General features: G+C 67.0%; 13 protein-coding genes. 5 read left to right on the forward strand and 8 right to left on the reverse strand.

Translation table 11 applies throughout. The features are described 5' to 3' along the window. Window positions 1-78 precede the first annotated feature (78 nt). Window positions 79-660: a TetR/AcrR family transcriptional regulator gene (locus ACFK0J_RS00835; protein WP_378735576.1), complete on the reverse strand. Its 582-nt coding sequence runs from the start codon at window positions 658-660 to the stop codon at window positions 79-81. Between the two features lie 176 nt (window positions 661-836). On the opposite strand from ACFK0J_RS00835, the gene ACFK0J_RS00840 reads away from it, so the two are divergent. From ACFK0J_RS00840 to ACFK0J_RS00850, 3 genes are all read left to right on the forward strand, one after another. Further along, complete coding sequence (locus tag ACFK0J_RS00840; protein WP_378735578.1) at window positions 837-1,772, forward strand: alpha/beta fold hydrolase; 936 nt, start codon at window positions 837-839, stop codon at window positions 1,770-1,772. A 244-nt stretch (window positions 1,773-2,016) separates the two neighbouring features. Beyond that, window positions 2,017-3,465 carry a lipase family protein gene (locus tag ACFK0J_RS00845; RefSeq protein WP_378735580.1) on the forward strand — a complete coding sequence of 483 codons (1,449 nt, stop codon included), beginning with the start codon at window positions 2,017-2,019 and terminating at the stop codon, window positions 3,463-3,465. A 198-nt stretch (window positions 3,466-3,663) separates the two neighbouring features. Further along, window positions 3,664-4,431, forward strand: a complete 768-nt coding sequence (locus tag ACFK0J_RS00850; RefSeq protein WP_378735582.1) for an SDR family NAD(P)-dependent oxidoreductase — start codon at window positions 3,664-3,666, stop codon at window positions 4,429-4,431. A 5-nt stretch (window positions 4,432-4,436) separates the two neighbouring features. Here ACFK0J_RS00850 and ACFK0J_RS00855 read toward each other — a convergent pair whose 3' ends face one another. Then, window positions 4,437-5,072, reverse strand: coding sequence for a class I SAM-dependent methyltransferase (locus ACFK0J_RS00855; protein WP_378735584.1), 636 nt, complete (start codon window positions 5,070-5,072; stop codon window positions 4,437-4,439). A 116-nt stretch (window positions 5,073-5,188) separates the two neighbouring features. Here ACFK0J_RS00855 and ACFK0J_RS00860 point away from each other — a divergent pair, with 116 nt between their 5' ends. After that, window positions 5,189-6,604, forward strand: a complete 1,416-nt coding sequence (locus tag ACFK0J_RS00860) for a hypothetical protein (RefSeq protein ID WP_378735586.1) — start codon at window positions 5,189-5,191, stop codon at window positions 6,602-6,604. A 1,325-nt stretch (window positions 6,605-7,929) separates the two neighbouring features. Here ACFK0J_RS00860 and ACFK0J_RS00865 read toward each other — a convergent pair. Then, the gene (locus ACFK0J_RS00865) at window positions 7,930-8,925 is read right to left on the reverse strand and encodes a stage II sporulation protein M (RefSeq protein WP_378735588.1); all 996 of its coding nucleotides are present in this window, start codon (window positions 8,923-8,925) and stop codon (window positions 7,930-7,932) included. A gap of 42 nt (window positions 8,926-8,967) precedes the next feature. Here ACFK0J_RS00865 and ACFK0J_RS00870 point away from each other — a divergent pair, with 42 nt between their 5' ends. Next, a complete protein-coding gene (locus ACFK0J_RS00870) occupies window positions 8,968-9,792 on the forward strand; it encodes an RDD family protein (RefSeq protein WP_378735590.1) in 825 nt (274 codons plus the stop codon). Here the strand turns inward: ACFK0J_RS00870 and add are convergent. The 5 genes from add to ACFK0J_RS00895 form a co-directional block, all read right to left on the reverse strand. Further along, complete coding sequence (gene add / locus ACFK0J_RS00875; protein ID WP_378735592.1) at window positions 9,771-10,787, reverse strand: adenosine deaminase; 1,017 nt, start codon at window positions 10,785-10,787, stop codon at window positions 9,771-9,773. The two genes, ACFK0J_RS00870 and add, sit on opposite strands and share 22 nt — an antisense overlap. Before the next feature lie 41 nt (window positions 10,788-10,828). After that, entirely contained in the window at window positions 10,829-12,124 is a 1,296-nt protein-coding gene (locus ACFK0J_RS00880; protein ID WP_378735594.1) for a DUF58 domain-containing protein, read from the reverse strand. A 3-nt stretch (window positions 12,125-12,127) separates the two neighbouring features. Further along, window positions 12,128-13,114, reverse strand: a complete 987-nt coding sequence (locus ACFK0J_RS00885) for an AAA family ATPase (RefSeq protein WP_378735596.1) — start codon at window positions 13,112-13,114, stop codon at window positions 12,128-12,130. A 67-nt stretch (window positions 13,115-13,181) separates the two neighbouring features. After that, window positions 13,182-14,246 (reverse strand): DUF4129 domain-containing protein, encoded by a 1,065-nt coding sequence (locus ACFK0J_RS00890; RefSeq protein ID WP_378735598.1) that lies wholly within the window; start codon window positions 14,244-14,246, stop codon window positions 13,182-13,184. Then, window positions 14,243-15,115: a hypothetical protein gene (locus tag ACFK0J_RS00895; RefSeq protein WP_378735600.1), complete on the reverse strand. Its 873-nt coding sequence runs from the start codon at window positions 15,113-15,115 to the stop codon at window positions 14,243-14,245. Before ACFK0J_RS00895 ends, ACFK0J_RS00890 begins: the two co-directional genes overlap by 4 nt.

Raw genomic sequence — 15,115 nt, forward strand, 5'->3', positions numbered from 1 at the left:
CTGCTTGCCGTGTGGCTCGCCTTCTCTGTCCCCTGGGTTGCCTGGGTGGATGGCTTTCTGGCGCTGCGGGTTTCCGGGTCAGGGTTTTGCGGCTATGCCGCCTAGTAGGGATTGGACTGCGCGGTCGGCTATTACGTGGGTGGGGGTGTCGCCTGGTTGGGCGGCTTCGGCGGCGACGTAGATGTGGGCGTTGAAGACGGCTTCGATCCAGGTGGCGGGGAGGGACTGGTCCAGGGCGCCGTCGGCTTGGGCGGCGGTGATGAGGGTGTTCAGGGATTGGTTGCCGACGGGGCGCCAGTGCGGGTTGCCGGTGAAGCGGTCGGGGTCGGCGTACAGGAAGATGAGCCGGTCGCCTACCTCTACGAAGGAACGAAGCAGGTAGATCAGGCGGTCGAAGGGGGTGGGGGCGTCGGTTGCGGCCTTGGCCGCTATGGCGTCGAGCACGGTCAGCGATTCGAGCAGGACGGCGTCGAGGAGATCTCGGCGTTCGGGGAAATAGCGGTGAAGGGTGCTGCGGCTGACGTTCGCGCGGTCGGCTATGTCGGCCAGCGGGGCGGTGTATTCGCGGGCCCAGATCGACAGTGCCGCAGCCAGAATCGCCGCTCGGGTGCGGTTTCGGACGCCGGTGGGAGCTGCCGTCGCGTCGGGTTGCCTCGCCATGTCGGGGACGGTAACACCAGGAAGCTCGTAGAAGCGCTAGACATTCAAAATGGTACATGACTGTGTTATTTTGATAACTCTAGTGTCCTATCCGGGGAGGGTTCGCGATGCAGCACACTGAGGTTTCGGAGGACAAGCGGTCGACTCGGCGATCGCGGCGTCGGATAGTCGCGAGTGTGCTGGGCGTTGTGCTCGTTGCCGCGCTGATCGCTTGGCTCGCGGTGCGGGACAACTCACCGGTCGGTCACTTCACCTCGGCCGCGGCATACGACGAATTCTTCGCCGCCTATCACCGGGCGTTCGCGGAATTACCGTCGCCGAGCGCGACGCTGGACCTGCGTACCGAATACGGCGTGGTCCGGATGTATCGGTTCGATGGCGCGAATCCGACAGCGCCCCCGCTGCTTTTGCTCCCGGGGCGGGCTGCGGCGGCACCGATGTGGGCCGACAACCTGGCCTCGCTGACCGCACTGCGAACGGTGTATCTGGTCGATCTGCTCGGCGAGCCGGGTGCGAGCGTGCAGAGCAAGCCGATCGGGGACGACGAGGCGCAGGCCGCGTGGCTACATCAGGCCATCGAGCAACTTCCCGATCGGGAAATAGTCCTCGTCGGACTATCCATCGGCGGCTGGACCGCTACCAATCTCGCTATCCGCCAACCACAGAAGATCGCCGGTGTCGTCGTTCTCGATCCGGTCATGACCTTCGCCTCGATGTCCTGGCGCGCCATTGTCCGGTCGATTCCGGCTTCGGTGCGCTGGTTTCCGAAGAGTTGGCGCGAAGACTTCAACAGTTGGGTGGCGGGCGGCGCGCCCGTCGAACAAGTGCCGACGGCGGACATGATCGAAGCGGGCATGCGCCATTACGCCCTTGCTTTACCCGCGCCGACGCGGTTCGACGATGCCGAACTGCGTCGTCCGGCAATGCCGTTCCTGGTGATCATGGCGGGGCGGTCGGTCATGCACGACAGCGCGAAGGCCGCCGACCATGCCCGGCACACTCTTCGTGACGGCACAATCCTCGTCTACGACAACGCATCCCACGCCCTCAACGGCGAATATCCCGAACGCATCGCCACCGACATCGCGACATTCCTGGCCCGCGTCGGCTGACCCAACGCCCGAAAAGGCCGCTGAGCCTGCGTAACACATCGGGCAATCCGGACTTCACTTGACGCGGAAATGATTCCGATGGGTAGTAAATTCGGGCGCCCGAGACAACGTCTACGTCGAATCGATCTGTTCACTCGCGTTTCCTCCGGTGTTTCGCGCTGGATTATTCAAATGTTCATCTACGCTTGCGGCGGCTCACACCGGAGTGGTCACTTCGCAAAAACCTGCATTAGCCAGGGATTTGGTGCTGCTGCTCTCGGTCAACGGCTTGTCATGCACCTTTCCCTCAGCTGAAGGATCAGGTATGAACATGTTCAAAACACGGCACCGCCGATATGGGCGGACAACGATGTTGGCCGCCAGTGCAGCGGCCGTGATTCAAGTGGCAGGCGCCGGCTTCGCCAGTGCGGATGATTATGTACCGATTCAGCCTGCCCTGACTCCGCCCGCAATGCCCGCGGACGATCAGGTGTTTTTGAATCCGCCGCGTGACGTGGTCGCGGCGAAGGAGCCGGGCGAGATCATCGCCGCTCGCGAAGTGCATCCCGCTTTCCAGTCGGTCATCCAGCCCGATGTCGACGCATGGCAGCTGTCGTACCGTTCGACGAATAGTCGGGATGAGCCGATCGCCGCGGTGACCACGGTCATGAAGCCGCGCGGTGCCAGCCCCTCGAACCTGCTCTCGGTCCAGATCCCGGAGGACGCCGTCGCGGCGCACTGCGCGCCGTCGTACACCAGCCAGCTGTTGGCGCTGCCGCCGAACTACGCGGGCACGATGGGCCCCAACTTCATGCTCCCGATGGCCCTTTACGCGGTCACCAAGGGATGGGCTGTCTCCATTCCCGACCACGAAGGATTGCTTTCCGCGTTCGCGGCGGGCCCATTGGCGGGCCGGATCACCCTCGATGGCATCAGGGCGACCGAAAACTTCAAGCCGATGGGACTTCCCGGACGGGACACGAAGGTTGGCCTGTGGGGTGACTCGGGTGGCTCCATCCCGACCGTGCACGCCGCCGAACTGCGCGCCACCTACGCCCCCGACGTCAATGTTGTCGGTGCGGTTTCCGGCTCTACCGCAGCAGATCTGCGCGACTTGGTCGACTACCAGAACAATGGGCCCGCCGCCGGAACGGTTTTCGCGGGCATCATCGGCCTGACGCGCGAATACCCCGAACTGCAGGCCTACATCGATCAGCACATGAACCCGTTGGGTCAGGGACTTCGGTCCGTACACAGCAATGTGTGCCAGGGTTGGTCGGTTTCGACCTTCCCCAATCTGAACATAAAGGGGCTCTTCGACGTTCCGGACGTGACGCGCGAGCCGCTGCCGAGCAAGTATTTGGACATGGTCAAGATGGGGAATGCAACTCCGGACCGACCTATGTATATCTTCCAGTCGATGGGTGACTGGATTATGCCCGCCTATGCGACCGACCGTCTGGTAGACACCTATTGCCAGAACGATGGGCGCATCACGTACAACCGCATCACCGTTGGCGAGTCCTACTCGCAGGCATTCCTGTCGGTGCCGGGAACGTACCAGTGGCTCCAGGAACGGTTCGACGGGGTCCCGGTGGCAAATGGCTGTATTAGGCAAGATGTCGCGGCAATCGCAAAGGATGATTCCCCCGAGATGTCGGAATGGGTATCCATCGTCGGTCCAGAGCTGACCGCGGCGGCAGCCAAGCCCTGATCGACGGGTGACAGCGCAATAGTAAGCGCCAGGCTGACACAGCCCGGCCGAGAGAAGGCCCGGTCCATCAGGACCGGGCCTTCTCGCTATCCAAGACCAGGGCAGGAGCGACTGGACTGCGTGCTGAGTGCGAGTGCGCAGTAGGCGACCGGCCGGAAGTGTCTTGACTCACAATGAGAACCTGTTCTAATTCTTGGCATGCGCAGATATGACGGCCGCCGTGTGGTGGTGACGGGAGCAGGCTCCGGCATCGGACAGGGCATCGCCCTCAGGCTGCTGGACGAGGGGGCCCAGCTGGTTGCCGCGGATATCGATGAGCCCGGTCTGGCGGCAACGGCCGAAAAGGCGGGCGATGCCGCCGATCGACTGCGGACGGTCGCGGTGAATATCGCGGATCCCGCCTCGGTCCGGACGGCCGCCGAGACGTCGCTGGAGTTCCTCGGTGGGCTCGACGTGCTGGTGAACGGCGCGGGCATCCTGCGTCCGGCGCGCACCCACGAGATGCCGCTCGACGCCTGGAATCAGGTGATCTCGGTGAACCTCACCGGCACCTTCTTGATGACGCAGGCCGTGCTGCCCGCGCTGGTGGAGTCCGGGCACGGGGTGGTGGTGAACATTTCCTCGACCGCGGCCTTCAGCGCCGCGCCGTATCTCGCGGCCTATGCGGCGTCCAAGGGCGGCGTCAACGCCTTCACCCACGCGATCGCGCTCGAATACGCCAAGCAGGGGCTGCGCGCGGTGAACATCGTGCCCGCGGGCATCACCAGCGGCATCACCACGAAATCGATTCTGGATCAGCCGGAGGGCTTCGATCCCAAACTGTTCTCCCGGATGACCGGCTGGCTCAACGGTGGCGCGCTCGGCAGTCCAGAGGACATCGCGGGCGTGGTCGCGATGGTCGCCTCGGACGACGGCCGCTACATGACCGGAACGGAGATCCGGATCGACGGCGGCGCGCTGATGTAAGCGAGCTAGGCGGGCGTGGCGATCAACAGATGATGCGGGATCGGTGGATTCGGGAGCTGCTGATGAGTGACGGCGCAGCCCGCCTTCTCCAGCGCGGCAAGGACGTCGGCGACCGGGCGGAGGGTGAAGCCGTAGGCCGTGAACGGCAGCTTCGCCATGGCATCCGGGTCGCCGATGCCGATCACCAGTCTGCCGCCGGGCCGGATGACGCGAGCGAGCTCCGCGCAGACGGCGTCCAGTTCCGGCACGAAGTAGAGGGTATTGACCGTGATCGCGGCGTCGAGGCTGTGGTCGGCCAGCGGCAGCGCGGTGAGCGAGCCCTCGGCCAGTCGCAAACGGCCAGCGGCGATTTCGCTCGGATGGCCGGAGCGGGCGCGGGCGAGCATGTCCGGCGAGATCTCGATGCCGTGCACGGTGCCGTCGGCGCCGACTCGATCCAGCAGCAGGGAAAGTCCGGCGCCGCCGCCGAATCCGAGGTCGGCGACGGTCTGGCCCGCGGCGATCGCGGCAGCGTCCACCGCGGCGGCGATGGCGCGCTTGTTGCCGCGGTTGAGGATGAAGGCCACGCCCTTGCCGAGCACACCGTGCGGATTGCCGAGCTGACCGGCCAGGGTGGACAACACACGGGCACGCAGATTCATGGCGTCATCGTAGGCGTCCGCCGACCGATATTTGGATCATCAACGTTTCGAATACTGTGCCGAGGGCGTTCGCTTCGGTTCGATCGGATGCAGTGTCACCGACCCGAAAGACCGCGATGCGCGTACCACTGATCCTCCTTGCCGCCTGTTCGATGGCGTTGCTGACCACCGGGCCCGCGACGGCGACCGGCCCGTGGGGTCCGCTGGCACCGCCCAACCCGCATCTCGGACCGCTCGGCACCGCGACGATGCACGGGGACGCGGGTTCGTCGGACGCCACCCCGCTCGCCGGACCCGGCGCGGGTCCCGTGTCGGTTTCCGCCTACCCGTTGGCTTCGGCGTGCCCGACCCTGCTGGAAGGGTCGGACAATCTGGTGGTCGCGCTGTGCACGGCGATCGTCGGTCAGACGCCGACGGTGCATCTGCTCGATCCCGCGGCTCCCGGTCCGGTCGGGCATTCGCTGGCCGCGCTTCAGCTCGCCAAGGGCAGTCTGCTGGGCGGCGTCTACGCGTATCTGGACAACAACGACCGGCTGGTCGTGGTAGACGGCGAGCACCGTTTGCTCCGCATCGGTCATGCGCGGGACGCGGCGGGCCGGTGGCGGCTCACCAGTGAGCAGGTCGCCGATCTGTCGGCGGTGATTCCAATGGCGGACAACGTGACCGGTCTGGTGCCGGACTGGTTCGGGAATGTCTGGTTCGCGACCGGCAAGGGAGTGGTCGGCCTGGTCGCGCCCGCCGGTGCGGTGGCGACAGTGACATTGCCGACCGGCGAGCAAGTGGCGAACAGTATTTCGGCGGCACCGAGCGGACGGATCGCGATCGCGACCACGCACGCACTGTACGAACTGCGGGCCGACTCGTCGGGGCGACCCGAGGTGCTCTGGCGCGCGGCCTACGAACGGGGCTCGGCGCGCAAACCCGGACAGCTCAGCTGGGGCACCGGATCCACACCCACCTATTTCGGTCCGAATACCGGCGCCGACTACCTGACCATCGTCGATAACGCCGATGGGCAGGTCAACGCGCTGGTATTCCGTTCGGGAACCGGACAATTGGTGTGCGCACAACCGGTCCTGACGAAGGGCGGTGCGGGCAGCGAGAATTCACCGATCGGCATCGGTCGGTCGCTGTTCGTCGCGAGCACCTACGGCTATCCGTATCCGGCCGTACCCGAAGGCGCGGGGCCCGCCGTCCCGCCGACCGCGCCGTTCACCGGCGGAATGACCCGGGTGGATGTGGCGGACAACGGTTGCCGCACCGTGTGGGAGAACACGGTGCGCAGCGCTGCCGTCCCGCACTTGTCCACAGCCGATGGTGCTGTGTACACCGTGACCCGGGTCGGACTCGACACCACCACACCGTTGGACGGTTACGCGTTCACCGTGCTCGATCCGGACACCGGAGCGGTGACCGCCAGCCGCCCACTGCCCGGCACCGTTGTCGATGATCCGCTGCAGATGTCGCCGTTGATCACGCACGGACGTCAGGTTATGCAGGGCACGGTCACCGGGGTGCTGCGCGTCGGCTGAGCCGGTTCCGAGTCTCGGTGGGGCCGCCGGTATCTCCTGCCGCTGTGCCCGGATGCCGCTGCCGCTCAGCCGGGTTCGAGGTTTATGCACATGCCGAGGGTTAACGATGTGCCTGTGGATAGATCTGTGTGCTGCTCGAGGATGGTCGACCGGGGACCACCCGCGATGTGGCGGCTCCTGGGCGCGATATTGCGGTGCACCAGGTTTGGCGGCAGGACGGCGAGGCTGTGGATGAGGCTGTGTGTTGTTTCGGGATGGCCCAGTGGTGTTCATTTTCGCTTTGCCTGCCTGAGCTCGAGCATTGCGGCCTGATCGACTCAGAAGAGCCTGGCTCGTGGCTGTGGATGACTGTCCGGGTCGGGCGGAAAACCAGCGGCGAAAACTGTTGACGCAGCGCTGGCATTGTGGATGACGCCGAGCAGCCAGGGTGTGCACATCGATCGGAGCGGTCGGCGGCAACCGGAGTGTCAACAGGGCCTGCCGACCCTGTCCACAGCGGTGGATTCGGCGCGACCCCCAGCCTGTGGACGAGCGGGAGCGTTGTGCGGTCGCGTGGCACGGCGGCCAACAGTTGTGCATCGTTGGCGGCCGAAGTTCGCGCCAGCCAGGGACCGCCGGGGAACGCTTGTCGCCGTGCCGATTTCGCCGCGTTCGCCGGTCCTCGTGCGGTGGGTGAGGCGAAGATCACATACCCACTCGAGGTTGCGGTCGAGGTGCTGAACGGCCCCTGTCGGCGCAGGTGGGTAGACACCTTTCGGCGCCTGGTTATTCCTGATCTTGACAAGACACATGCATGTCCACAGGTGGTTCAACCAGGTATGCATCGTGTTAATTACGCTGTAAACAAACCTAAGGTCGCTTTCTGTTCATCCACCGTCTAGCTATCGGCATTATCCGAGGCGAACCCGCAGGTCACCGGACGTGCAGCTCCGGCATCGAGCGGTCTATGTCGATGCCTTAGCTAATCGTGTGAAGAATGTTTGTACCGCGACGAAGTGGATATAGGCGGACCTGCGGATTCGCCCGATCGGTGACTCGCGACCGCATCGAAAGGGTCGCCGCAGAGGCAGCCACGAGTTAGCTGGAAGTGTGAAAAACTGTGTCCTCACCTTGGTTTGCTGGCATGCTGCTTTATACGCTTGACACGAGCGACAAGGGTTGCATCGGCATAACGATTGTGTAGAGTCAACGGCAACGCTGGCCGCAGCTGAGCTCGACTCGCTGCGGCCAGCGGAACTCAAATGGGGGACATCGAAACCGAGCCGTGACACGGCGTTGCTACCGATTGTCCGAACCCGCTTCGCTCAGCGTGTGCCCGAGGTTGTCTACCGCCCCGCGCCCGACCCGTCACCGGACTCATCCAGCGCACGCTCGGCCTTCGCCAGCACCGCCCGCCGACCCACCCCGAACACATAGACCAGGAACAACGCCTCGGCGGCGAACCCGATCGCGACGCGCACCGGAGCGGGCAGCGCGCTCGGCGTCACAAAACCCTCGATGCCGCCGCACACCAGCAGCACTCCGACCAACCCGAGCGCCACCGTCGCGGTCGCCCTGCCCTGTCGCGCCACCGCCGCCACCCGGCTGAGCCGACCCGGATCTATCAGCGTCCAACCGAGTTTCAGGCCCGCACCACCCGCCACGAAGATCGCGGTCAGCTCCAGCGTGCCGTGCGGCAAGATGAAACCGAAGAACGCATCGAGCCGCCCCGCGTCGGCCATCAACCCCGCCGAAACGCCGAGATTGAGCGCGTTCATGAACAGCAGATACACCGCGGGCAGGATCAGCACCCCGGTGAACAACGCGATCGCCGCCACCCACGCGTTGTTCGTCCACACCTGCGCGGCGAACGCGCCTTGGGGATGTTCGGAGTAGTAAGTCTCGAATGCGCCGCCACGCTGAGTCAGCGCGCGGGTGTCCTCCGGAATGCCGAGAACCGTACGCGCCGAATCGGACCGGTCCACCCATGTAGCCAACCCGGCGGACACCAGCAGGAACACCGCGGCCACACTGACCCACCACGGCCACGCCCGATACAGGGCGGCGGGAAAACTGTGGGTGACGAACCGGCCGATCTCCTGCCAGGTATCGGTCCTGGTACCGATCACCTTGCCGCGAGCCCTGGCCAGCAGTGCGCTCAAGCCGGCGATCAGTTCCGGATCGGGACTGTGCGATTGCAGCCGCGCCAACTGCTGCGACGTGCGCCGGTACAGCGTGACGAGTTCATCCGCCTCGGCCCCGGTGAGCCGCCCCCGCTTGGCCAGATAGTCGAGCCGCTCCCAGGTCCTTCGGTGTGCGTAGCTGTACGCGTCTACATCCATCGGTTGCCTCCCGCTACCACCGGTCGGAAGAATGCTATCGACATGGCTGAATTCACCACCGGCGAAGCGGTCGCCCTCGAGCTGCCGATCGCCCGGATCCCCACCAGAGCCACCGCGTTCCTCGTCGACGTGGTGGTGCAGTTCGTGCTGGCCTGCATCCTGCTCGTGCTCGCCGTCACCGTGCTGCTGCCCGCGGAGGCGGATTCGGCGTGGCTGCAGGTGGTCGTGCTGGTGAGCATCGTCGGGGTGCTGGTCGGTTATCCGGTGGCGTGCGAAACCGCTTGGCGGGGGCGCACATTGGGAAAGCTGCTGGTCGGTCTGCGGGTGGTGCGCGCCGACGGCGGCCCGATCGACTTCCGGCACGCGCTCACCCGCGGGCTGGCCGGCGCGATCGTCGACTTCTGGATGCTCGGCCTGTTCGGTGCCGTCGCGGTGCTCACCTCGCTGTGCTCACCGAACGCGCGCCGGATCGGTGACGTGCTCGCGGGCACCGTGGTCGTGCACGCGGAGCGGCCGCTGCCGGTCCCGCTGCTCGCGATCGCGCCGCCGTGGCTGGCGGGGTGGGCCGCGCCGCTGCAGCTGGCCATGCTGCCGGAGGAGCTGGCGCTCGCGGTGCGTCAGTATCTGAGCAGGTTCCGCACCCTTACACCCGCCGCGCAACACGAGTTGGGCGGCGCCCTCGTGGCCGCTGTGCGCGCGACTCCAGGTCCCCGTCCCGCAGGGGTACCCGCCGTTGCAGATTCTCGGTGCGGTTATCGCCGAGCGGCAACGCCGGGCGCTGCCGCCACCGATGTTCCCGGTCTTCCCGCCGGGACCGGCCCCGATTCCAGCGGGTCGGTAGTCGCTTACCGGTTGGCCGCGACGTAGTCGTCGATCTCGCGGAGGAAGCGGTCCAGGCGCGCGGGGGTGAGCCACGAGGCGCGGAACGAGTTCTTCGCCAGCGTCACCACCTGATCGATGTCGAGACCGGCGTGTTCGGCGAGCGCCACATAGTTCTGCGCCGCGTATGCGCCGAAGTACGCGGGATCGTCGCTGTTCACCGTCACGGTGAGCCCGCGATTCAACAGTCCGACGATCTCATCGGACTTCATCTGGCTGGTGACGAACGAATTCGAGACCGGACAGCAGGTCAGGCCGATCCCCTTGGCCTTGGCCAGCTCGACCAGCCGATCGTCCTCGACGATATTGGTGCCGTGATCGAGGCGGTCGACGCCGATATCCTCCAGCGCCTGCCTGATGTGTTCGATCGAGTTCGGTTGGTCGATATCGCAGTGCATCGTCAGCAAGAAGCCCTCGCGGCGGGCGCGGGCGAAGACGGCCGCGAACTTGCTCGGCGGGTTGCCGCGTTCGTCCGAGTCCAGCCCGACGCCGATGATCCAGTCGCGGTACGGCAGCGCCTCCAGCAGCGTCGCCATCGCGTACTCGGCGGAGTAGTCGCGCAGGAAACACAGGATCAGCTCGGCGGAGATCCCGAACTCCCGCCGCGCTCGCACGATCGCCGAGCGGTATCCGTCGAGCACGGTGCCGAACGCGACGCCGCGGCCCGTGTGCGCCTGCGGGTCGAAGAACATCTCCACATGCCGGATGCCCTGGTCGTGTGCCCGCGTCAGGTAGTCGAAGGCCAGCTCGTGAAAGTCCGCGGTCTCTTGCAGCACCTGCATGGCGGGGTAGTACACCTGCAGGAACGAGGTCAGATCGTGGAACTGATAGGTCTGCTTGACCTCATCCACGGTCTGCTCGGCCAGCTCCATCCCATTGCGCCGGGCCAACCGGAACTTCAACTCCGGCTCCAGCGTCCCCTCCAGATGCAGATGCAACTCGGCCTTCGGCAGCCCCCGGACGAACGCAGCAAGATCAGCCATGGCATCCATGATGCTCTCCTCGCGCCGGATGCGGGAGTCGGCTACATCGTGCCGGACTGTTTCAGTTCCAGGTATTCGTCGGCGAGGGCTTCGGGCAGGTGGGCGGGGGAGGCGGCGATGACGGCGATCCCCTTGCGGCGCAGGGATTCCTGAACCAGGGCGCGTTCGGCGAGGATGGTTTCGGCGACGGCGGCGGGGTACAGGTCGGCGCGGGTGGCGCGACGGGTGGCGGCCGCGGCGATATCGGGGTCGGTGACCGAGACGATCAGCACTCGGTGACGCTGGGCGAGGGTCGGCAGCACGGGCAGCAGGTTTTCCTCGACCGCGGCACCGTCGAGACTGGTGAACCAGACGACCAGGCTGCGGCGGCGGGTGCGCTGGATGGCGGCGCGCACCAGGCCCGCGCTGTCGGTGTCGACCAGGGCGGGTGTGATGCCCGCCAGTGCGTGCATCAGCTTTAGCTGCAAGCTCTTTCCGCTGATACCGCGGACCTCGGCGCGCGGGGACCGGTCATAGGCGAGCAGGTCGACCGAGTCACCCGCGGCGGCGGCCAGGCCGCCGAGCAGCAGCGCGGCCTCGATGCTCGCGTCCAGGCGGGTACCGTCACCGACCCGGCCCGCGCTGACCCGGCCGGTGTCCAGCAGCATCAGCATGTGCCGGTGGCGTTCCGGCCGCCAGGTGCGCACCAGCACGTCGGTGGCGCGGGCGGTGGCCCGCCAATCGATGGCGCGCACGTCGTCGCCCGCGACGTATTCGCGGAACGAATCGAACTCGGTGCCCTGCCCGCGCGAATTCGCCACGTTTCGGCCATCGAGCTGTTGCAGCCGTTTGACTTTCGAGCGCAGCAGCCGCTCACTCCGGAACGGTGGCAGCGCGCGCACTCGGGCCGGAACGTCGCGGCGTGTCTGTCTACCCGCCAGCCCGAGCGGACCGATCAATCGCACGGTCACCGGGCCCGCCGCCCGGTCGCCGCGATAAGTCGGGGTGAGCGTCGTACGAAAGCGGACCAGCGTGGCGGGCGGCAAATCCAAACGATGCGTGCGGTTTTCGGCGTGCGCGCTGTCCGGCCAGTCGTCCCACACAGTGCCACGCAGGACGCGGGAGCCGTTGTTCACCGCGACGAGCTCCACCTCGGTGCCGCGGCCGAGCCGGACCGTGGTCAACGGCTCCCTGGACAGCGTCAGATCGCGCGCCCGGCCGACCGCACCGAGGTCGAACAGCAGCGCGGCGGCCAGCGCACCCGTCGCGACCAGCACGCCGACCCAGGAGGGAACGACGAAGGTGACGAACAGCGCGAGCACGCCCGCCGTGGCGGCCAGCCGACCGGTGACGACCACGGACTACACCGGAACCGGGACCGACAGCAGCAGCGACGACATGACACCCTCGGTGGTCACGCCGTCCAGCTCCGCCTCCGGCCGCAGTTGCAGCCGATGCCGGAGTACCGCGACGGCAACAGATTTGACGTCGTCGGGGGTGACGAAACCGCGTCCGTTCAGCCAGGCGAACGCGCGCGAGGCCGCCATCAGCGCGGTGGCGCCGCGAGTGGACGCACCGTGCTGCACCGCGGGGGACATCCGGGTGGCCCGGCAGACGTCGACGGTGTACGCGAGCACTTCGGGGCTGATCGTCACCTGGCCGACCGCCACCCGTCCCGCCGCGATGTGCGCGGGGCCCGCCACCGGACGCAATCCGGCCGCCGCCAGATCGCGTGGGTCGAAGCCCGCGGCGTGCCGCTGCAGGATGCGGAATTCGTCGTCGCGACCGGGCAATTGGATGTCGACCTTGAACAGGAACCGGTCCAGCTGCGCCTCCGGCAGCGGATAGGTGCCCTCCTGCTCGATCGGGTTCTGGGTGGCGACCACGACGAACGGATCGGGTAGCGGACGCGGCTTGCCATCGACCGAAACCTGGCGCTCCTCCATCGATTCCAGCAGCGCCGACTGGGTCTTCGGTGGCGTGCGGTTGATTTCGTCGGCGAGCAGCAGGTTGGTGAACACCGGTCCGTGCCGGAAGGTGAACTCCGCGGAGTGCGGGTCGTAGATCTGCGAGCCGGTGACATCGCCCGGCATCAGGTCCGGGGTGAACTGCACCCTGGCATGGTCCAGATCCAGTGCCGTCGCCAACGCCCGCACCAGCAGCGTCTTCGCCACGCCGGGAACGCCTTCGAGCAGCACGTGCCCACGGCACAGCAGCGCGAGCACCAGGTACATGATCGCGTTGTCGTTGCCGACCACCGCCTTGCCGATCTCGGCGCGCAATGCCGCGAACGCGGCACCCGCCTGCTCTGCGGTGGGCGTGTGGTTGGTGTCCGTAGGGATGGTCATCCGACCTCCAATGTCATGCGGGAGTTCCCGCGCCCGGTCGGCCGGTCGGGCGCTACGCGATGATGGCTCATCCGACCTCCGCTTCGATCCACTCGAGTTGGGTAGCAACAAGTTCCAAGGTGTCCGCGTCGGGTACCGCACCGAACAGGGCGAGGCCGACCTGGTTCGGGTCGGCGCCGGTGCGGGCAACGACGGCGGCGACGAAATGGTCCGGTGGGGTGTCCGCGGTCATCCCGAGCGTCGGCCGGATGCGGCGCAGTGTCGCCGCGCGCAGCTTGCCCGCGACGTGCTCGTGGTCCTTCGAGCGTCGGTACAGTGCGGCCTGCCCGGCCAGCAGCTCGTTGGCCGCGACCTCCACCGGGCGGGGTTCGCGCACCAGCGCGCCGCGCCGCCGGGCCCGCCACCACACCACCAGGGCGGCGGCGATCAGGAATTGCAGTCCGCCGAAGAAGACCGGTGCGGGCAACCGCTCCCAGATCGGCTCGTCACCGGCGCCGAAGCCGGAGCCGCCGCCGGAGTCTCGTGGTGGCCTGGAGCGCGGCATATCCGGTGGTTCCTGGGGTGTCGGGGCGTTCGGCGCACCGCACGACCGCAGCGCCGCGTAGAGCAGGAGCAGCAGCACGACGGCACCGGCGAGGGCGGCCCAGAACTTGGGATCGCGCAACAGCTCCGGCAGCGGCGGCAGTCCTCGGCGGGAGCGCGGCGCCTGCTCTGTGGCGGTGATTTCCGTGTGTTCCGGTGCGGGTGGCGGGGCCGCCGCGGAGAACCGGTCGGCGTATTCGAGTCGGCGGTACTCGTCCTCGGTCGCCCGCCGCCCGCCGTAGACGACTTCGTCGAAACTGCGTGCGGCCGGGTCCAATTCAGACGCTTCGTCGAGCGGCAGCGCGGTTGTCACGTCGTCGGCGGTCTCCCGTGCCGTGCGGGACCGCCGCACCTCCAGCACGCCGCGCTGCTCCAGCCCACGCAGTACGGCACGGAACCGTTCGCGCAGTGCGTTGTCGAAATCCCGGCGCTGCGCGGCATTTTCGGCGGCCGCGCGATGGTCGGCCGCGGCACCGAGGCGCGGTGGACTCGGCGGCTCACCCGCGGTCCCGGCCGAGTTGTGTTGCGGCGCTTCGTCGTGTTCGCTCATCGCGCCTCGTGACCCGGGATGCGAATGTCCATGCCTTCTCGGCGGCAGCGTCGGTCGACATACGACACCACCCGGGTGGCCGACTCGACGACCTCACCGAACGCGGCGATCAACAGCACGCCGCCGGTGAGCAGCACGATCACCGCCCACCGCTGGGTTCCGGAGAAATCGCGCAGATACCAGGGAATCCCCAACAGCGGCACACACAACAGGACGAGCAGACAGCGCTGACCGAGCCACAGCCCCGCCGTCTGCCACTCCGCACCGGCGGCCAGCAGTTTCGAGCGCGCGACGGCCGCTCGATACGAGGCGCGTTCGGCGAACATCACCGGCACCGCGACGAATCGCTTGGCTCGCAGCCAGGCCAGCCAGATCACACCCAACGGAAAGGTGACGATGAGCAGACCGGACAACGCGAGCACGCCCACCCCGACGAGGGTGTAGAGCACCTGGAACACCAGCAAAGGCCCCGCCGCCGCGCCGAACCCGCGCAGCGCCGTGCGCCAGCCGATCGGAACGCCCGCCACACTCGCCAGCCCGATGGCGACGGTCGTACCGCGAAGCAAGAACCGCATCAGCCACACACAGGCCGCCGTCGACAGGATCGCCGCGTACGCGGTGCCCTGGTCCGAGCCGTCCGTCAGGTGCGAGATGCCCGCGGTGACCGTGACGACCACGACCTCCGCGACGACCAGCGTCGACAAGCTCAACCAGGCCAGCGCGAGCAGGTTTGCCTGGATCAATGCGAACGGCACATCCAGCAGTTCGCGGAAGGTCATCGGACGGATCGGCACCGTCGTTCCAGGGGACCCTGGTACCGGATCGTCTCCCGCCCCGACGGCACCGGCCGGGTCGGCGGCTGGTAGCAC

It is taken from the genome of Nocardia brasiliensis, assembly GCF_042691675.1.
In the GTDB taxonomy this organism is placed as follows: domain Bacteria; phylum Actinomycetota; class Actinomycetes; order Mycobacteriales; family Mycobacteriaceae; genus Nocardia; species Nocardia brasiliensis_D.

Excerpts from the sequence above, each read along its gene's own strand:
- ACFK0J_RS00855 (WP_378735584.1), bottom strand. The coding sequence starts at position 5,072 with ATGAATCTGCGTGCCCGTGTGTTGTCCACCCTGGCCGGTCAGCTCGGC.
- add (WP_378735592.1), bottom strand. The coding sequence starts at position 10,787 with ATGGCTGATCTTGCTGCGTTCGTCCGGGGGCTGCCGAAGGCCGAGTTG.
- ACFK0J_RS00850 (WP_378735582.1), top strand. The coding sequence starts at position 3,664 with ATGCGCAGATATGACGGCCGCCGTGTGGTGGTGACGGGAGCAGGCTCC.
- ACFK0J_RS00885 (WP_378735596.1), bottom strand. The coding sequence starts at position 13,114 with ATGACCATCCCTACGGACACCAACCACACGCCCACCGCAGAGCAGGCG.
- ACFK0J_RS00890 (WP_378735598.1), bottom strand. The coding sequence starts at position 14,246 with ATGAGCGAACACGACGAAGCGCCGCAACACAACTCGGCCGGGACCGCG.
- ACFK0J_RS00835 (WP_378735576.1), bottom strand. The coding sequence starts at position 660 with ATGGCGAGGCAACCCGACGCGACGGCAGCTCCCACCGGCGTCCGAAAC.
- ACFK0J_RS00870 (WP_378735590.1), top strand. The coding sequence starts at position 8,968 with ATGGCTGAATTCACCACCGGCGAAGCGGTCGCCCTCGAGCTGCCGATC.
- ACFK0J_RS00860 (WP_378735586.1), top strand. The coding sequence starts at position 5,189 with ATGCGCGTACCACTGATCCTCCTTGCCGCCTGTTCGATGGCGTTGCTG.
- ACFK0J_RS00865 (WP_378735588.1), bottom strand. The coding sequence starts at position 8,925 with ATGGATGTAGACGCGTACAGCTACGCACACCGAAGGACCTGGGAGCGG.